A 16700-nucleotide genomic window follows, 5' to 3' on the forward strand; every position below is an offset into this window, starting at 1 on the left:
TCGTCGAACCTTCGACTAGCCCCACCGCATCACTGCCAACAGCCACACCAAAGACAACGCGAACGCTATCCAGATGCTCCAGTCGGTGGCGCCGATCACCAGCAGATGCAGGTAGGCGCTACCGAGAAGACCGATAAACAACCGATCGCCACGGGTGGTGGCAATCGGCAGGAAACCGCGCCGAGGGATACTCGGCGAACGCAGTTCCCACGTAGTCATGCCTGCCAGCAGCAAGGCGATGACACCAAAGAAGGCCGCCGTCGGGCCGGTCCAGTTCATCCATTCCATCATCGTCTCCTCAGACCCGGCCCAGGGCAAAGCCCTTGGCCACATGGTTGCGTACGAACCAGATCACCAGCATGCCTGGCAGGATAGTCAACACCCCCGCCGCCGCCAGCACGCCCCAGTCGATACCCGATGCCGAGACCGTGCGGGTCATGACCGCCGCGATCGGCTTGGCATTCACCGAGGTGAGGGTGCGCGCCAGCAACAGTTCGACCCAGGAAAACATGAAGCAGAAAAACGCCGTGACGCCGATGCCGGAGCCGATCAACGGGATGAAGATCTTCGCGAAGAACTTGGGGAAACTGTAGCCGTCAATGTAGGCAGTCTCGTCAATTTCTTTCGGCACCCCGGACATGAACCCTTCGAGGATCCACACCGCCAGCGGCACGTTGAACAGGCAATGGGCCAAGGCCACAGCGATATGAGTGTCGAACAGCCCGATGGACGAGTACAGCTGGAAGAACGGCAGCAGGAACACCGCTGGCGGCGCCATGCGGTTGGTCAGCAGCCAGAAGAACAGGTGTTTGTCCCCCAGGAACCGGTAGCGGGAGAACGCATAGGCCGCCGGCAACGCCACAGCCAGGGAAATCACCGTGTTCAGGCTGACGTAGTACAGCGAGTTCAGGTAACCGGTGTACCAGCTCGGGTCGGTGAAGATCACCTTGTAGTTCTGGAAGGTGAAATCCTGGGGCCACAGCGTCAGGGTGCCGAGGATCTCGGTGTTGCTCTTGAACGACATGTTCAGCAGCCAGTAGATGGGCACCAGCAGGAACAGGATGTAGATCAGCAACGGAATCAGCTTTCTCTTGCTCATGGCGCGGGCCTCAACGGTTGGCGTCGGAATGAGTCATGGCGGTATAGAACAGCCACGACACCAACAGAATGATCAGGAAGTACACCAGGGAAAACGCAGCCGCCGGGCCCAGGTCGAATTGACCGATGGCCATCTGAGTCAGGGTCTGGCTCAGGAACGTGGTGGCGTTACCCGGCCCGCCGCCGGTGAGCACGAACGGCTCGGTATAGATCATGAAGCTGTCCATGAAGCGCAGCATCACCGCGATCAGCAGCACGCTCTTCATTTTCGGCAACTGAATATGCCGGAACACCGCCCAGTTGGAGGCCCGGTCAATTCGCGCGGCCTGGTAATACACGTCCGGAATCGCCCGCAACCCGGAATAGCAGAGCAGCGCCACCAGGGACGTCCAATGCCAGACGTCCATCACCAATACCGTGACCCAGGCGTCCATGGTGTTGGCCGCATAGTTGTAGTTGATGCCCATGGCGTTGAGCGTGGAGCCCATCAGGCCGATGTCGGCGCGGCCGAAAATCTGCCAGATGGTGCCCACCACGTTCCATGGAATCAGCAGCGGGATCGCCAGGATGATCAACACCAGGGACGACCATTTGCCCTTGGTCGGCATGGTCAGGGCGATGGCGATGCCCAGCGGAATCTCGATCAGCAGTACGCACGCCGAATAGATGAACTGGCGCAGCAACGAGTCGTGCAGCCGTGGATCGAGCAGCACCTGCCTGTACCAATCGGCACCGACGAAATAGCGGCTGGACTGGTCGAAGATGTCCTGCACCGAATAGTTGACCACGGTCATCATCGGGATCACCGCACTGAACGCCACCAGCAGGAACACCGGCAACACCAGCCACCAGGCCTTGTTGTTCTGCACCTTGTTCATGGCTGCACCTCACTCAACGGTTCCAGCAAGTATTCATCGGCATACACCATCAGCCATTGGCCCGGGAAACTGATGTACGCGGTGCCTTCGGGCACCGGTTTGTCTTCGGCCAGGCGCACCTTGATCGGCGCGCCATCGAGGTTGAGGGTGAGGATCTTGTAGGTGCCCAGGTCCTCGACGTGGACCACATCGGCCCGCATCGCATCGTCGTAAGGCCCGTCCCAGACATGGACGAATTCAGGACGAATACCGACCTTCAGGCTTTTGCCTTCGGCCTGGGCAATACCGCGTTGCAACGTTTCGGACAGCGGAAAGTGGGTGGAAGCGAAACCGACGCCGCCGGGTTGTGCCGTGACCTCGATCAGGTTCATCCCCGGGCTGCCGATGAAATAGCCGACAAAGGTGTGGCTCGGACGCTCGAACAACTCCCGAGGCGTACCGAACTGCACGATCTGACCGCCATACATCACCGCGATCTTGTCGGCGAAGGTAGAAGCTTCCAACTGGTCGTGAGTGACGTAGACCATGGTGATATTGAACTGCTCGTGGATCTGCTTGAGCTTGCGCCGCAGTTTCCATTTCAGGTGCGGGTCGATCACCGTCAGCGGTTCATCGAAGAGGATCGCCGACACATCGTCGCGCACCAGCCCGCGCCCCATGGAGACCTTCTGTTTTTCGTCGGCGGTGAGGTTGCGGGCCTTTTTGTCCAGCAGGTTCTGCAGGTCCAGGACCTCGGCGATTTCCTGCACCTTGGTGTGGATTTTCGCCTCGGCCATGCCCTGGTTACGCAGCGGGAAGGCCAAGTTGTCGAACACCGTCATGGTGTCGTACACCACCGGAAACTGGAACACCTGGGCAATGTTGCGACGCTCCGGGGTCAGGTCGTTGACGACTTTGCTGTCGAACATCACTTGGCCTTCGGAGGGACTCAGCAGTCCGGAAATGATATTGAGCAAGGTGGATTTGCCGCAGCCCGATGGCCCGAGCAACGCATAGGCGCCGCCCTGCTCCCAGATGTGGTTCATCTCGCGGATCGCGTAATCCTCTGGGCCCGCCGGGGTGCTGGTGTAGCTGTGGGCGAGGTTCTGCAAACGAATTTCAGCCATCAGGCAACCCTCGCAATACGCTGGCCTGGGGCTTGGACCAGCTTGCCCTGGGCATCGAAGACAAACAGTTTGTGGGTCGGAATGTAGATGCGGATCGGCTCATCCACGTCGTATTCATGGACGCCGGACAAGTGCAGCACCAGCAGGAAATGCTCGTTGCGCACGTGCAGGAATGTCTCCGAACCGCTGATCTCGGCCACCTCGACGGTCACCGCCAGTTCCAGGTCGTCGTCGTTGCTCGGCACCAGGGAAATATGACTGGGCCGCACACCGAAGCGGAACTCACCCTCGCCCACCGGCCGCAGATCGACGTTCAGCGGAAAGTGCACGAAATTGGCGAAACTTACTTCATTGCCGGCGATGCGGCCCGGCATGAGATTGATCGGTGGCTCGGAGAACAGCTCGGCGGCCAGTACGGTTTGCGGCTGGTGATACACCGAGGCCGACTTGCCGCTCTGGATCACCCGGCCCTCATGCAGAATCGTCGTGGTGCCGCCCAAAGCCAGGGCTTCGTTGGGTTCGGTGGTGGCGTAGACGGCAATGGTGTGGCGGGCCTGGAACAGTTCGCGCATTTCCTGGCGAAGTTCCTCACGCAGCTTGTAGTCCAGGTTCACCAGAGGCTCGTCGAACAGGATCAGTTCGGCGTCCTTGACCAGCGCCCGGGCCATGGCGGTGCGCTGCTGTTGGCCACCGGACAGCTCCAGCGGGTGACGCTGCAGGAACTTCTCAATGCGCAGCATCTTCGCGGTTTCCAGCACCTTGCTCTGGATCACCTCGTTGGACACACCGGCCTGGCGCAGCGGCGAGGCGATGTTTTCGAACACCGTCATGGTCGGGTAGTTGATGAACTGTTGATAGACCATCGACACGTTGCGCAGGCGCACCGGGCGCTGGGTGACATCAACGCCGTTCATCAGGATGCGACCGCTGTCGGGCTTGTCCAGACCGGCCATCAGGCGCATGAGACTGGTCTTGCCGGACAGCGTGCGGCCCAGCAGAACGTTGAACGATCCGGGTTCGAAACTCAGGTTGGCATCGTCGATCCAGGTCTGGCCTTCGACGGTGCGACAAATGTGCTCAAGCGTTAATGACATGGCTCGGCCTTTTTATTATTTGGAGTCAAGCGACCCGAGTCTAAAAGCGAAAGCCGTGCCAGAAATCACAAGCTCATGATCCTGTTGATTTTTTCTCTTATCCTTCAGAAAAGAACGTTCGTTGATGAACGAAAATGAACAACCTGACTGAACAACTGAACAGATTGCTGGTTGACAATGAACAATTTTGAACAACACTGAATAAAGGTTTTCGGCCGGCCTGACTTCGATCCTGTGGGAGCGAGCCTGCTCGCGATAGCTTTGTGTCAGGCACATCAATGCTACTGATCAGACGCTATCGCGAGCAGGCTCGCTCCCACAGGTTTCGTATATCAAGTGACATTCAGGCATGCCCCAGCACAAGGAGGATGTGCGAGACTTACCACAACAATAAAAACAACATCTGCGAGAGTGCCCCATGGCCGCACCTGCTCCAGCCTTGTCCCACGAAGCCATCATCCAGGCCTCCTGGTCCCGCTGCCGCGCCTTTGGCCTGAATCACCAGAGTGTGCCTGCCTTCGATCAATTGCCCGCCGAAGGCATTGCCCAGTTGCTGGAAAGCCAGCATTCGCTGGTGCAGACCACCCACCAGGAAGTCCTGCCGTATTACGAGAATATCCTGAGCAACTCCAATTGCCTGATCATGCTGGCAGACAACCAGGGCCAGGTGCTGACCTCGTGGGGGACCCAGCGCTTTATCGAACCGAAACTGGCCCATGGTTTCAGCGCCGGGGCGAGCTGGATGGAGCGCTGCAGCGGCACCAATGCCATCGGCACGGCACTGGCCTGTGAACAGGCGGTGCACATTGAACACGATGAACACTTCCTCAAGGCCAACCGCTTCATGACCGGCTCCGCCGCGCCGATCTTCGACGCCGAGCGCAAGGTCATCGCAGTGCTGGACGTTTCCAGCGACAGCTACCTGCCGCCCTCCCACACCCTGGGCATGGTCAAGATGATGAGCCAGACCGTGGAAAACCGGCTGATCCTCAACCTGTTTCGCGGTGAACACTTCCAACTGACCTTCAACACCGGCTTGAACAACCTCGACAGCCAATGGGCCGGGCTGCTGATTTTCGATGAAACCGGCCAGGTGCTCTCCGCCAACCGCCGCGCCGACAATCTGCTGGGCCTGCGCCTGTCACGGGTGAGCATCGAAAGCCTGTTCAAGGTTTCGCTGCTGGAGCTGCTGAACCAGCCCGACGGCCTGCCGTTCGCCCTGCAAGCGTCGGGGAGCAATCGCTTCCAGTGTTTGCTCAGACGCCCGCAACAGGTGACGGTCAAGGCCCGGGTCTTCAGCGAGCCAGCGCCCTCGTCCGCCCCCGCCGCGAACGTGATCAGCCTCAATACCCTGCACTTCGGCGACAGCCGCGTGGAAAAAGCCGTACGCCAGGCCGAGCGCTTGCTGGAGAAGGACATTCCACTGCTGATCCACGGCGAAACCGGGGTCGGCAAGGAAGTGTTCGTCAAAGCCCTTCACCAGGCCAGCTCCCGCAGCAAGCAGCCGTTCATTGCGGTCAACTGCGCGGCGATCCCCGCCGAGCTGGTGGAATCGGAACTGTTCGGTTATGAAAAAGGCGCCTTCACCGGCGCCAATCAAAAAGGCAGTATCGGCCTGATCCGCAAGGCCGACCGCGGCACCTTGTTCCTCGATGAGATCGGTGACATGCCCCTCCCGACTCAGGCCCGATTGCTGCGAGTATTGCAAGAGCGTTGCGTGCAACCGGTGGGCAGCGCCGAGCTGTTTGCGGTGGACATTCGTATCATCTCCGCCACCAACCGCTCGTTGCGCGAACAGGTGCAACTGGGCCGGTTCCGCGAAGACCTGTACTACCGCATCGGAGGCCTGACCCTGGAACTGCCGCCCCTGCGCGAACGCAATGACAAACAGGCCCTGTTCAAACGTCTTTGGGAACACCACCGCGAACCCACACAATGGGCCGGCCTGAGCCGCGAAGTGCTGGATCTGTTCGAACGCCATCCATGGCCAGGCAACCTGCGCCAGGTCAGCAGCGTGCTGCAAGTGGCCCTGGCGATGGCCGAAGAGCAGCCGATCCGCCCGGAACATCTGCCAGACGACTTCTTCATTGATCTTGAAATGGAGCCGGTGGAAACACCGGAGCCGCTGACGGTCGACCTGAACGATGTCGAGGACCTGAACCGTCAGTTGCAGGCGGTGGGCGGGAACATTTCGCACCTGGCGCGGCGGCTGGGGGTCAGCCGCAACACCTTGTACAAGCGCCTGCGACAACTTGAAAGCTGATGCAAAACCTGTGGGAGCGGGCTTGCTCACTCCCACAGGCGTTTCGCTTAACTGACTGGCATCACTTCGAATGAGGCTGCTATTTATTCCATTGGCGCTTTAGTCGAACGCACCGTTAAGCACTTCATAGATGATGCCGGTGGCAATCGCCACCAGAATCAGGTCCGTGCCCACCTGCTGCCATTCGTACCCGTCATAGTGCGGCAGGCGCCCCAACAAACGCCCATCCAGCTTCTTGGCAATGCCCGGTGGCAACGGCTTGCCTCGGGCGAGGTTTTTCTGGATACCCGGCGGCAGTGGCGGACCGGGGCTCCAATAATCACGGTGACCGCTCACCAGGCCGAGAATGCCGCCGCGGTCGATGCTGGGGCCGTTGTGCCAATCGCCACCACCACCCGATGGATTGCCCTTGCCGCCCTGGTTACCTTTGCCGCCCTGATTGCTACCTGGGTTGCCTTGACCGCCCTTGTTGCCCTGCCCGCCTTTGTTTCCTTGTCCTTGACCCTGGCCTTGATCGAATTTGGCGTTCCCTTTGTCGTTACCCGGGTTCGCCACTACAGCGGTAGAACCCGCCACGAGGGCGAAGCAGGTAACCGCAACAATCAACGAGCGCGATTTGAACATGGTGGTTCTCACTGAAAAGGGAACATCCCTGTGAATATAGAGGCTAACAGTGATATTAGTTCCATATCATACTGCGCGCTGACAGCAAGGCCCGATACCGTACAACGACGTTCCCAAGGAGCTCCATGCGCAAGGATTACCTGGCCTTTTTCGTTTCAATGTTCCTCTCACGGCTGGCCGACCAGATACTGCTGTTCATCGTCCCGCTGATTGTTTTCCAGACCACCCAAAGCGTCTCCTGGGCGGGCCTGGCTTTCTTCGTCGAATCCCTGCCACGCTTTCTGTCGTTCCCGATCTGCGGGGCGCTGTGCGACAAGTTCTCGCCCATTCGAATCCTGCACATCAGCCAGGTTTATCGCGCCGTGATGTGCATCGCCGCCGTGGTGCTCTTCATGATTTTTGGCGGCATTTATTGGATCGTCGCCCTCTCGGCGGTCTGCGGTGTATTGACCACCCAGGGCATCATGGCTCGCGAGGTGGTGATGCCCTACATCTTCAAGCATTACACCTACACCAAGACCTTGTCGTACTCGCAGATCGCCGACCAGACCGGGCTGGTGCTGGGCCCGCTGATCGCCGCGCTGATGCTGGAGGTATGGGCCTGGCACTGGGTGGTGCTGGCGATTGCCGTACTGTTCCTGCTGGCGGACCTGGCGATGCTGTTCTGGCAGCGGACCAGCGCGGTGACGCTGGAAACCTTCGAACAACATCACGACGTCTGGCTGAACCCGCTGCGCATTGCCTTCGGTCACATCCGCAACCTGGCCGAGCTGAAAAAAATCATCGGCCTGGCCGTAGGGGTCAACCTGATCATCGGCGTCACCCTCGCCACCTCGGCGGCCATGGTGATCGGCGAGTACAGCGCCGGCAAGGACTACTACGCCTGGTTACAGGCAGCCGGGGCCGTGACCACCATCATCATTCTGTTCTTCCTGGCGCGGGTGACCTTGCCCTTGAGAGTCTTGGGCAGCGTGTCTTACACGCTGATCGCCGCCGGCGCCTTCATCACAGCACTCAGCCCGACGGTATGGGGTTACATCGTCGGATTTCTGCTGATCGTCGGCTTCGACAAGATGTTCAACGTCTACATACGCAGCATTCGCCAGCAGGTCATTCCAGCCAGGGATTTTGGCAAGACTGTCGGCGTCATTACCCTGCTCAACAACCTGTCACAGCCCTTGGCGGGGCTGTTGGTCGCGCTGCTGGCAGCGCCCGTCGGAACGCAGCAGGTGATCCTGCTGCTGGCGCTTGCCACCAGCCTGATCGGCATCACCGTGGTCGCGTTCTTCAGCAAGACGGCAGGCATGCCGGCCGGCTATGGCGCCGACACAGACGCTTGAGAAGTCGCCCGCGTCTTTAAATATTCATCTGTGGGCGGTTAGAGTTTCCCGGTGCCCACCATTCGTCGCTAATGGAAGGTGACGCGCATTTCGCCGCCACGTCTGGCTCAGGGTTTGCACCGACTTGTCATGGCAGCCCCAGGGCGACGTAACCCTGACGCGGCGGCCGTCTTATCACTGCTGGTCAGTCACCGGAGATGTACCGTGTCAACTCTCAATGAAATCGCAGCGAACCACGCGAGAATGGCAAAGGCAAAGGAAGAAGAGTCGATACGGCTACGTGCACTTCACAGTCAAATAGTCGGTAGTTTTGACATTGCGCCGGTCGAGGCGAAACAGAAGATGCCACTGCACTTCATGGCCGGCGTTCAGGACCACTCGTTTGGGGAGGCATTGGCCCTGAACTTCTGACCTGTGTTACTTGGAATTCATCGCCCGCTTGTGAGCGGGCGACATGGTTTCAGAACTGCCTGACCAAAGCGGCTGCAAGTATCCCGGCCGCAATCGCCGGCAGAGGTTTCTTCACGATCACCATGATGATTGCGGTGCTCAGCAAAGCCAGGCGCGCGCCGTTGTCACCCTCGATCGCCAACGGGGCAAGCACGGCCACCAATACCGAGCCGGACATTGCCGTGATGAATTGCTGCACCCGATAGTTGATCGGCACGAACGACATCACGAAAACACCGCCCCAGCGGGTCGCCAACGTCACGATGGCCATGATCAGGATGATGATCAGGGTGCCATGGCCCGCCGTGTCGATATTCATTGTTTTTTCTCCATCCACAACGCGCCCAGAATACCTCCCGCCAAAGCCCCCACCACGACATGACTGTTAGCCGGCAGATACCAGTAGGCCAACAGCGATGAACAGGCCGCCACAGTCCAGATGATGAGCATACGCAGGTTCTTCTTCCCGCCCACGACCATCGCCAACAGGAAACACCCCATCACCATGTCGAGCCCGAAACTGACCGGGTCTTCAATGGCGCTGCCAAAGTGCAGCCCCAGCCAACTGCCCAGGATCCAGGCGACCCAGAGCGCGATGCCACCGCCAAATAAAAGCCCCAGCCCAGGTTTTCCACGGCTGAACGCTTGCATCGCCATGGCCCAGTTGGCGTCCGAGACCACCAGCATCACACCATAGCGCTTGGCAACCGGCAGCTCCCGTAGCCATGGGTAGAGCGTGGCGCCCATCAACAGGTGCCGGGCGTTGATGGCAAAGACGGTGATCATCAACGGAACGACCGGGACCTGTTGGCCCCACAGATCCAGCGCAGCAAATTGAGAAGCGCCGGCGAATACCAGCGTGCTCATGAGCACGGCTGAAACATCACTCAACCCCGACTGCGCTGCGGCCAGGCCAAAGGCGACGCCGAATACAACGACGAACAGAGAAATGGGGAGCAGCTGTTTGAAGCCGTCGTAGATGTGATGGAGCTTTAGTTCATGCAGACGAGATTCTACGTTCGACAAGAGATGGCCTCTTAAAATATTTGCTGCGTCACTTGAACAACCCAGGGCCGCAAGACAGGAACCGTGTCAGCAAAGAAGTCATGGGGAGCCCTACGATTCAATGTAGGGCTTCCTTTAGCCATTCTCGTCAGTTATCACTGCGAGCGCACTGAACTGCTGACTTACTCAACCGCCGACCGGCTGTTACGCCAGAACAGATACGCCAGCCCCACCGGCGCTATGAAAATCGCCAACGACCAGCACATCGCCATGGTGAAAACCTTCACTATCAGCATGAACAGCGCATTCACGAAGAAAACGTTGTTACCCATGATGTAGCCAACAACGCTTTCGTAGACGAACCGAGAATACGGATAGAGCAATGAGTTGATGACCGCCAACACAATCAGCCCAGGCTTGGCACCGATTCCTCCAGGGCCATTGGCCGCCAAAGAGATGATCATCACAGCGAACACCAGCCCAAAAAGGAACTGACGGATGTAATAGCTGGTAGTAAGACCCCCAAAGGTCTTGGCGAAAAATGAGTGCATAGAAGATCCCTCTTGAACGCTGATTTAAACGAGGCGCCACCATACCAGCATCATTTTTTCGCGCAAGATCAAGCAGATCCCCGGATTGATGTCAGCGCAAGCGGTAGACAATCGGACCGAGTCCTTGCTTTTAGAAACTGAGACCTACAAAAAACGGGCGAATCATAAGTCGCCCGCTTTTGCCATAAATCAGCAAGGACGAAAGCTAAGCGTCGGGATGCTCACTGGCCACCGAATCGGCGGCCTCCACATCAGACATATCCTCCTCGACAGGAGCCTCATCATCCGCCGGCAATGGAACCTCGGGGCCGTCCTTCTTGGGATCGTGGCCTGTTTCATTATCCGTGCCACGGGTTACGTCCTGCTGGGATTTGTTCCCAGGGGCATTCTCGTCGATTTCCATGTTGGCTCTCCGTTCTGACGCGAGGGATTTCCACGCTTAAACATCAGAGATGTCTGGGCAACTGCAAGTGCCGGGCAATGGATGAACGGCAGGTACAGAAAAAACGGAGTTTGAATCGGTGGATTCAGGGAATGTTGGCGCTGGACACGGAGTTCTGAGTGGACTGCGCCGCGCGCCGACGTTACTCACGGGACAGGAATCGGTCGATGATCATCGAGACCGCTTGCACCGGAGAGACCAAGGCTGTGTCTATGCAAAACGAAGCTTCATCCCATGGCTCATATTCATGATCCAGTACCGATTGCCAGGTTGGTGGAGTCAGCCCTGGAACATCAACCATCCTTGTTTCGACCCGGCGTCGATGTTCATCTTTATCGGAACAGACCACTTGGATATTTGCTAATCGGACACTGGCCTGTGAGGCGATTTCGCTCCACGCGATCCGGCTTTCGAGGACGGGATTGACACAATCAACAATGACCGTGCGGCCCAAACGAAGATTACTCCGCGCAAGCTCATTGGCGACCATGTAACCACTGCGCCCCACATCTTGCGCAAGAGCGCCCGAGTTTCGAATCGCCTGCTCAATAGTATCGATCCGCAGGTACATGGCGCCTGTTGTCGCGGCGAGATCATTGGCGATAGTCGTTTTTCCGGTGCCGGGAAGGCCGCTGAAGACGATGAGCATTCCATATCCTTCGATTAATGCGTCAGGTAGAAAACCGCGGCCCGACCACAATTTGGACCGTTGGAATCGTCCCGTTTCATATTGTGGGAGGTATCCCATTTTCCTTCACGCCTCAATGAAGAACCCTGCGGCTCTCCCCAATCCTGATTCTATCGAGCGCCCGGTTTAAAGCATCCAAGGCATCGAGCAGAGCTTTGGCCTCAGCTTCCCGACCATCACCCCAGAGGCGTTCAGCCATTTTGTTCAGTGCCTGGATAGAGCGTTCAATGTCAGCAGCCGTCGCTGCTTTGCTTTCCTGATGTTTCTTTGGCATTGGTTAACCCTTCCTCAGGGCGTGTTGCATCAGCTTCAGTGCGAATACTTCGCCAACCGGAACACCTGCTTCAAAATGGAGAACTGCCGCTCCTGCCTCTTGGCGAAGGAGAGAGAACTGGAGGGCCAGACCACAATTCTTCGTCTCTGATCACCCACCTGTCTCAAATCGTGACCTGCCCCGTTATTCGCTTTGATTACGAAAGAATCAATCTTTTGCAACAACTAATGTTTGCTGAGTACCCCATGCCAAAAAATATCCTAGGGCACACGTCTCAATAACGCCCAACCAAGGGTCATAATAATCGATTGTATTAGCAGAATCATCATATCCCAATACGACCACGTAGTGAGATTCAACAAACACCAAGAACCCTGAATATTGGCTTGCATACTGCAAAATAGGCTCCAGCTTTGCATAAGCTTTAAGCTCTCTTGCCCCATGCACAAGTCCAGTTTCCTTTGAAAAGTGATAGGTATTGTAATATTTGGCCAGCTCTTCTAACTGATGAAAAGTTATCCCGTCGTGAACCCATTCAGGATAGAAACCAATTACAGCCTGCTCCGAGACCTGAACATCATTTAATCGCATAAGCACTGAAAAGCTCGCAGCCCAGCAACTATGACTCACCTTTTGTATCTCAAGCTTAGGAAAAATAGAAAAAAACTTTTCTCGAGTGACACCTTCATATGCCATATGAACTCCCTTTCATTGGAAAGCCAATCGATCAATCCATACGTTAAACGTAACTGTCCAACTATTTACTTGTAGTTGATCAATGCACATTTTTCCACAATCTCGAGGATTCCTATGCCGGAGGCAGGATGCACGCACAATTCTTGAAAACTGACAGCGGTCGCGGTCAACTCGCGGGTCCCGTCTTCCGCCTTCCGAAAACTTAACGGCAGCCAGTTTTTTCCCGAACCAGCCAAAACAAAGGGTTTTCAGCGCGGCGAAATATATCTGTCCCCCCTTTTCCAATTGGCCTCGTCTTTCCTGCCCGGCTTCCGACATTCGCGCGACAGACGGGATCAGATCGACGCCCATCCACTTGAGAAGACCGCAGCCTCTTCAGATCCCGGTGCTGTTCGGGTCAATGGCAGTGGCGTGTTCCAGCTTTCTTGTCGTTATGACAGCCCTGCTTGTCCGTACGGCCACCATGAGCAATTGCGGATACAGAGGTGACTGCAATAATTGCTGCCAGTACTAGGGTGATGATTTTCATGGTCCACTTCCTGTGATTGCGAGTTCCTGGGTTGTGCCGATTTGGCTGACCGACGCGAGTAGATCGTGGGGCCTATATCTCCCCGCCTCGTCAGGCGATTCATACATGCTGAATGCATAGAATTTAGCACCATTACTTCGCCACTACGAGCCGCATAACAGGGCTTGCCCTTTGCCATAGGGTCAGGGGTAAAACTGGGAAAAGGCCACGGTTTTGGGGCCTCTTGTAATCGGCCCGATTCATAATCGTGGTATGTCCCGTTTCCTCCACCTCACAGCTGGGGTTCAGGAGAAAGCCGTTACCGTCGAGGGCAGCCTATCTTGAATGTCCGAATGGATAACGCCTCGTTACGCGCATCTTTTTCGTTCTGAGCCTTCATGGTGAAGCTACCGTCTTGGTAGCTGCGAGCCATAGCTTGGTTATTCTTATCGATTTCATCGTAGATGCGAGCACACTCGCTGGTCGTTGCTTCAGGAGTCGTCGGCACTGGCGCGTTTTCTATGTCCAGAACGTACTGGGATTTCTGATAGGCACAGCCGGTAAGAGCGAAGATAGCGAAAATTGTGATGACTTTATTCATGAGATTTCCATATCGTTAGTGAAACCAGGTCCGCTTTAGTAAACAACTGTGCAGCTCTTCCCAATCTTTCTTCAATAGGACGTCGCGATTGCCTGAGCAAGTTGCATATCAGACATCAGAGGTGACGTGTAGGTCGCGCGGTAATATCGGCAAGCCTGTTCGAACTGTGCACCCCGGATCTCGCCATCTGAACCCATAAACGCGAGCGCATCAGCCTTGGCGGGCTTGAAGTTCTTTGTAGCCTGCAGAGAGAGCCCGGTCGTTCCTGCAAGAAGGAAGGTAGGTGCCAGCGTTATCATCATCATCGAGTTTTGATACGAGCCCTTATCTTCCGCTACCGCTTGAGCGCTGATCGACACCATGATGGCGACGGCCACAGTCATCCATGAATCCATTCTTTGATGCTTCCATTTCGATCTAGGGGCACCACGATAGCAGAGTAGGTACTCACCAGAAACAAGAAGCTCGGCGCTGGGCCGGGCCGTGCGAAGGGCTGAAAGGGGACGGGCTAAAAGGGGATAGATTTATTTTCTAGCCGGCTGCCAGTTGATCCAAGCGAATACATTCGATGAAAACTCTCAGCGCAGCGAAGTAAAAATAAATCTGTCCCCTTTTCTACTGCGGATTGATGTCAGCGCAAGCGGTAGACAATCGGACCGAGTCCTTGCTTTTAGAAACTGAGACCTACAAAAAGCGGGCGACTCATAAGTCGCCCGCTTTTGACATAAATCAGCAAGGACGAAAACTAAGCGTCGGGATGCTCACTGGTGAAGAAGGTAGCGGAGCAAATACGCCAGCGGCATACGCACGACGGACTGATCGATGTCCCGTGGTTTGACTGGACTTGGGCCTCGCATGGAGATTCTGGGCAGTGGTCACTCCAGAATAAAAAGACCAGAATAAAGACCTATTCAGGAGTCATATCCATGCAAAATATTCTTGCCGATGTGGCCGTCAGCGTATCTGAACTCATGAAGAACCCATCTTCCGCCTTGAGCAGCACCAATGGCTTACCTGTGGCCGTGCTGAACCACAACCGCGTTGTGGGCTACATGGTCCCGGCGAATGTCTATGAGGCGATGGTCGAGCGCCTGGACGAACTGGAACTCGTACACCTGGTCAAGGCACGTCTCGACGCCAACGAAACACCTGTTCGACTATCTCTCGACGATCTGATTGGCGAGGCCGAAGCAGATATCGCCAATGGCCGTTGAGTAGCGAAAAAGCCCGCGTATCGGCTATCAGTGGCTTCCACTATAACAAGCCTCCCCAAACCCCAGACGCAAAAAAGGGCCAACCTCTCGGTTGACCCTTCTAGACCGCCCAGCAGAGCGGATTTTGTTTGGTAGGCGCGATTGGACTCGAACCAACGACCCCCACCATGTCAAGGTGGTGCTCTAACCAACTGAGCTACGTGCCTGCTGTGAGGCGGCATTCTACGGAATTCCGAAGGGGTGTCAATACCTTTTTTTCACCTAACCCTATGAATATGCAAAATATTTAATTTCGCCAAAGCGCCGAAGATTTGGCGGTGGCTGGCGGCTGATTTTTATCTCGGGTAGGATCGGCGCATTCGTAAAAAATATAAAACAGAGGTTGCAGAATGGCGAACACACCGTATCCAGAATCTTATTACGCCGCGTCGGCCAATCCGGTTCCACCTCGCCCTGCCCTGCAGGATGATGTCGAAACGGATGTTTGCGTGATCGGCGCTGGTTACACCGGCCTGTCCTCTGCGCTGTTTCTGCTGGAGAACGGTTTCAAGGTCACGGTCCTTGAGGCGGCAAAGGTCGGCTTTGGGGCTTCGGGTCGTAATGGCGGGCAGATCGTTAACAGTTACAGCCGCGACATCGACGTGATCGAGCGCAGTGTCGGGCCTCAGCAGGCGCAGTTGCTGGGCAATATGGCGTTCGAGGGCGGTCGGATCATTCGCGAGCGGGTGGCGAAGTATCAGATTCAGTGTGATTTGAAGGATGGCGGAGTATTCGCTGCCCTTACCGCCAAGCAAATGGGCCATCTGGAGTCGCAGAAGCGTTTGTGGGAGCGTTTCGGGCATACCCAGCTTGAGTTGCTCGATCAGCGGCGTATTCGCGAGGTGGTGGCCTGCGAGGAGTATGTGGGCGGGATGCTGGACATGAGCGGTGGGCATATTCATCCGCTGAACCTGGCCCTGGGTGAGGCGGCGGCGGTGGAGTCTCTTGGCGGGGTGATTTATGAGCAGTCGCCGGCGGTGCGCATTGAGCGTGGCGCCAGCCCGGTTGTGCATACACCGCAGGGCAAGGTTAGGGCCAAGTTCATCATCGTGGCGGGTAATGCTTATCTGGGCAATTTGGTGCCCGAACTGGCAGCCAAATCCATGCCTTGCGGCACCCAGGTGATTGCTACCGAGTCGCTGGGCGATGAGCTGGCTCGCAGCCTGCTGCCTCAGGACTATTGCGTTGAAGACTGCAACTACTTGCTCGATTACTACCGACTCACGGGCGACAAGCGTCTGATTTTCGGCGGCGGCGTGGTGTATGGCGCGAGGGATCCGGCGAATATTGAAGCGATCATTCGTCCGAAGATGCTCAAGGCATTCCCGCAGCTCAAGGACGTGAAGATCGACTACGCCTGGACCGGAAACTTCCTGCTGACGCTATCGCGCCTTCCGCAGGTCGGGCGCCTGGGGGACAACATTTATTATTCCCAGGGCTGCAGCGGCCATGGCGTGACGTATACGCACCTGGCGGGCAAGGTCCTGGCCGAGGCGCTGCGTGGCCAGGCTGAGCGTTTCGATGCGTTTGCGGACCTGCCCCACTACCCCTTCCCCGGCGGTCAGTTGTTGCGTACGCCGTTTGCGGCGATGGGGGCTTGGTATTACGGGTTGCGGGATAGGCTTGGATTCTGACGCGTCGGACGACTTCATAGAAAAGGGCTGCTGCGCAGCCCAGCGGGAGCAAGCTCACTCGCCACAGGCGTGTTCCAACCTTTCAGTGTCCTTATCCCGAAAACAAAAAACCCCGGTCTTTCGACCAGGGTCTTTGCTATCGACTAGAAGTAGCTTTTCAGCTTTCTTCTTAGCTTCAAGGCGTTCAGTGGGCCT

The 16700-nt window shown here is 56.7% G+C and carries 21 protein-coding genes and 1 tRNA gene; 5 read left to right on the forward strand and 17 right to left on the reverse strand.

Going from position 1 to position 16700, the window contains the following annotated elements; all coding sequences use genetic code 11:
* Window positions 1–15: 15 nt before the first annotated feature.
* Genes AC3I65_RS17285 through AC3I65_RS17305 form a run of 5 tightly spaced genes read right to left on the reverse strand, consistent with a single transcriptional unit; the run spans window position 16 to window position 4176 of the window.
* A complete protein-coding gene (locus AC3I65_RS17285; protein WP_047228550.1) occupies window positions 16–288 on the reverse strand; it encodes a DUF2160 domain-containing protein in 273 nt (90 codons plus the stop codon).
* 10 nt (window positions 289–298) lie between these two features.
* On the reverse strand, window positions 299–1099 hold the full coding sequence (locus tag AC3I65_RS17290) for a carbohydrate ABC transporter permease (RefSeq protein WP_047228551.1): 801 nt from the start codon (window positions 1097–1099) through the stop codon (window positions 299–301).
* Between the two features lie 10 nt (window positions 1100–1109).
* A complete protein-coding gene (locus tag AC3I65_RS17295; protein ID WP_047228552.1) occupies window positions 1110–1976 on the reverse strand; it encodes a carbohydrate ABC transporter permease in 867 nt (288 codons plus the stop codon).
* Complete coding sequence (locus AC3I65_RS17300; RefSeq protein WP_047228553.1) at window positions 1973–3082, reverse strand: ABC transporter ATP-binding protein; 1110 nt, start codon at window positions 3080–3082, stop codon at window positions 1973–1975. The genes AC3I65_RS17295 and AC3I65_RS17300 overlap by 4 nt, the downstream gene beginning before the upstream one ends.
* Entirely contained in the window at window positions 3082–4176 is a 1095-nt protein-coding gene (locus AC3I65_RS17305) for an ABC transporter ATP-binding protein (RefSeq protein ID WP_047228554.1), read from the reverse strand. The genes AC3I65_RS17300 and AC3I65_RS17305 overlap by 1 nt, the downstream gene beginning before the upstream one ends.
* A gap of 418 nt (window positions 4177–4594) precedes the next feature.
* Here AC3I65_RS17305 and AC3I65_RS17310 point away from each other — a divergent pair, with 418 nt between their 5' ends.
* Entirely contained in the window at window positions 4595–6439 is a 1845-nt protein-coding gene (locus tag AC3I65_RS17310) for a sigma-54-dependent Fis family transcriptional regulator (protein ID WP_047228555.1), read from the forward strand.
* A gap of 99 nt (window positions 6440–6538) precedes the next feature.
* On the opposite strand, the gene AC3I65_RS17315 is transcribed toward AC3I65_RS17310, so the two are convergent.
* Window positions 6539–7063 (reverse strand): anti-virulence regulator CigR family protein, encoded by a 525-nt coding sequence (locus AC3I65_RS17315; protein ID WP_047228556.1) that lies wholly within the window; start codon window positions 7061–7063, stop codon window positions 6539–6541.
* A gap of 125 nt (window positions 7064–7188) precedes the next feature.
* Between AC3I65_RS17315 and AC3I65_RS17320 the strand changes: the two genes are divergently transcribed.
* Both AC3I65_RS17320 and AC3I65_RS17325 read left to right on the forward strand, forming a co-directional pair.
* Window positions 7189–8403, forward strand: coding sequence for an MFS transporter (locus AC3I65_RS17320; protein WP_047228557.1), 1215 nt, complete (start codon window positions 7189–7191; stop codon window positions 8401–8403).
* A 204-nt stretch (window positions 8404–8607) separates the two neighbouring features.
* Complete coding sequence (locus AC3I65_RS17325) at window positions 8608–8814, forward strand: hypothetical protein (RefSeq protein WP_047228558.1); 207 nt, start codon at window positions 8608–8610, stop codon at window positions 8812–8814.
* Between the two features lie 49 nt (window positions 8815–8863).
* Here the strand turns inward: AC3I65_RS17325 and AC3I65_RS17330 are convergent, their stop codons facing one another.
* The 10 genes from AC3I65_RS17330 to AC3I65_RS17375 all read right to left on the reverse strand — a co-directional run bounded on the left by AC3I65_RS17330 (window position 8864) and on the right by AC3I65_RS17375 (window position 14013).
* Window positions 8864–9172, reverse strand: coding sequence for an AzlD family protein (locus AC3I65_RS17330; protein WP_047228559.1), 309 nt, complete (start codon window positions 9170–9172; stop codon window positions 8864–8866).
* On the reverse strand, window positions 9169–9879 hold the full coding sequence (locus AC3I65_RS17335) for an AzlC family ABC transporter permease (protein ID WP_047228560.1): 711 nt from the start codon (window positions 9877–9879) through the stop codon (window positions 9169–9171). The genes AC3I65_RS17330 and AC3I65_RS17335 overlap by 4 nt, the downstream gene beginning before the upstream one ends.
* Window positions 9880–10040: 161 nt before the next feature.
* The gene (locus AC3I65_RS17340; protein ID WP_047228561.1) at window positions 10041–10409 is read right to left on the reverse strand and encodes a hypothetical protein; all 369 of its coding nucleotides are present in this window, start codon (window positions 10407–10409) and stop codon (window positions 10041–10043) included.
* A gap of 205 nt (window positions 10410–10614) precedes the next feature.
* Window positions 10615–10812, reverse strand: coding sequence for a hypothetical protein (locus AC3I65_RS17345; protein ID WP_047228562.1), 198 nt, complete (start codon window positions 10810–10812; stop codon window positions 10615–10617).
* Window positions 10813–10993: 181 nt separating this feature from the next.
* Entirely contained in the window at window positions 10994–11500 is a 507-nt protein-coding gene (locus tag AC3I65_RS17350) for a P-loop nucleotide/nucleoside kinase family protein (protein ID WP_047228563.1), read from the reverse strand.
* Between the two features lie 112 nt (window positions 11501–11612).
* Window positions 11613–11813, reverse strand: coding sequence for a hypothetical protein (locus AC3I65_RS17355; RefSeq protein ID WP_007895617.1), 201 nt, complete (start codon window positions 11811–11813; stop codon window positions 11613–11615).
* Between the two features lie 207 nt (window positions 11814–12020).
* Window positions 12021–12509: a papain-like cysteine protease family protein gene (locus AC3I65_RS17360; RefSeq protein ID WP_076383937.1), complete on the reverse strand. Its 489-nt coding sequence runs from the start codon at window positions 12507–12509 to the stop codon at window positions 12021–12023.
* A 397-nt stretch (window positions 12510–12906) separates the two neighbouring features.
* Entirely contained in the window at window positions 12907–13038 is a 132-nt protein-coding gene (locus tag AC3I65_RS17365) for a YHYH domain-containing protein (RefSeq protein WP_107322247.1), read from the reverse strand.
* A gap of 298 nt (window positions 13039–13336) precedes the next feature.
* Window positions 13337–13618 (reverse strand): hypothetical protein, encoded by a 282-nt coding sequence (locus AC3I65_RS17370; protein ID WP_076383936.1) that lies wholly within the window; start codon window positions 13616–13618, stop codon window positions 13337–13339.
* 71 nt (window positions 13619–13689) lie between these two features.
* A complete protein-coding gene (locus tag AC3I65_RS17375) occupies window positions 13690–14013 on the reverse strand; it encodes a DUF2388 domain-containing protein (protein ID WP_047230558.1) in 324 nt (107 codons plus the stop codon).
* Window positions 14014–14544: 531 nt separating this feature from the next.
* Between AC3I65_RS17375 and AC3I65_RS17380 the strand changes: the two genes are divergently transcribed.
* A complete protein-coding gene (locus AC3I65_RS17380; RefSeq protein ID WP_322834169.1) occupies window positions 14545–14832 on the forward strand; it encodes a type II toxin-antitoxin system Phd/YefM family antitoxin in 288 nt (95 codons plus the stop codon).
* Window positions 14833–14961: 129 nt separating this feature from the next.
* Here the strand turns inward: AC3I65_RS17380 and AC3I65_RS17385 are convergent.
* Window positions 14962–15038 (reverse strand) — tRNA-Val (locus tag AC3I65_RS17385).
* A gap of 183 nt (window positions 15039–15221) precedes the next feature.
* Here AC3I65_RS17385 and AC3I65_RS17390 point away from each other — a divergent pair.
* Window positions 15222–16505, forward strand: a complete 1284-nt coding sequence (locus tag AC3I65_RS17390; protein ID WP_488524025.1) for an NAD(P)/FAD-dependent oxidoreductase — start codon at window positions 15222–15224, stop codon at window positions 16503–16505.
* The last annotated feature ends 195 nt before the right edge of the window (window positions 16506–16700 follow it).

The organism is Pseudomonas sp. N-1-13, assembly GCF_057787095.1.

Coding starts and splice junctions, on each gene's coding strand:
- AC3I65_RS17285 (WP_047228550.1), bottom strand. CDS start 288: ATGGAATGGATGAACTGGACCGGCCCGACGGCGGCCTTCTTTGGTGTC.
- AC3I65_RS17290 (WP_047228551.1), bottom strand. CDS start 1,099: ATGAGCAAGAGAAAGCTGATTCCGTTGCTGATCTACATCCTGTTCCTG.
- AC3I65_RS17295 (WP_047228552.1), bottom strand. CDS start 1,976: ATGAACAAGGTGCAGAACAACAAGGCCTGGTGGCTGGTGTTGCCGGTG.
- AC3I65_RS17300 (WP_047228553.1), bottom strand. CDS start 3,082: ATGGCTGAAATTCGTTTGCAGAACCTCGCCCACAGCTACACCAGCACC.
- AC3I65_RS17305 (WP_047228554.1), bottom strand. CDS start 4,176: ATGTCATTAACGCTTGAGCACATTTGTCGCACCGTCGAAGGCCAGACC.
- AC3I65_RS17310 (WP_047228555.1), top strand. CDS start 4,595: ATGGCCGCACCTGCTCCAGCCTTGTCCCACGAAGCCATCATCCAGGCC.
- AC3I65_RS17315 (WP_047228556.1), bottom strand. CDS start 7,063: ATGTTCAAATCGCGCTCGTTGATTGTTGCGGTTACCTGCTTCGCCCTC.
- AC3I65_RS17320 (WP_047228557.1), top strand. CDS start 7,189: ATGCGCAAGGATTACCTGGCCTTTTTCGTTTCAATGTTCCTCTCACGG.
- AC3I65_RS17330 (WP_047228559.1), bottom strand. CDS start 9,172: ATGAATATCGACACGGCGGGCCATGGCACCCTGATCATCATCCTGATC.
- AC3I65_RS17340 (WP_047228561.1), bottom strand. CDS start 10,409: ATGCACTCATTTTTCGCCAAGACCTTTGGGGGTCTTACTACCAGCTAT.
- AC3I65_RS17345 (WP_047228562.1), bottom strand. CDS start 10,812: ATGGAAATCGACGAGAATGCCCCTGGGAACAAATCCCAGCAGGACGTA.
- AC3I65_RS17350 (WP_047228563.1), bottom strand. CDS start 11,500: ATGCTCATCGTCTTCAGCGGCCTTCCCGGCACCGGAAAAACGACTATC.
- AC3I65_RS17355 (WP_007895617.1), bottom strand. CDS start 11,813: ATGCCAAAGAAACATCAGGAAAGCAAAGCAGCGACGGCTGCTGACATT.
- AC3I65_RS17360 (WP_076383937.1), bottom strand. CDS start 12,509: ATGGCATATGAAGGTGTCACTCGAGAAAAGTTTTTTTCTATTTTTCCT.
- AC3I65_RS17365 (WP_107322247.1), bottom strand. CDS start 13,038: ATGAAAATCATCACCCTAGTACTGGCAGCAATTATTGCAGTCACCTCT.
- AC3I65_RS17370 (WP_076383936.1), bottom strand. CDS start 13,618: ATGAATAAAGTCATCACAATTTTCGCTATCTTCGCTCTTACCGGCTGT.
- AC3I65_RS17375 (WP_047230558.1), bottom strand. CDS start 14,013: ATGGATTCATGGATGACTGTGGCCGTCGCCATCATGGTGTCGATCAGC.
- AC3I65_RS17380 (WP_322834169.1), top strand. CDS start 14,545: ATGCAAAATATTCTTGCCGATGTGGCCGTCAGCGTATCTGAACTCATG.
- AC3I65_RS17390 (WP_488524025.1), top strand. CDS start 15,222: ATGGCGAACACACCGTATCCAGAATCTTATTACGCCGCGTCGGCCAAT.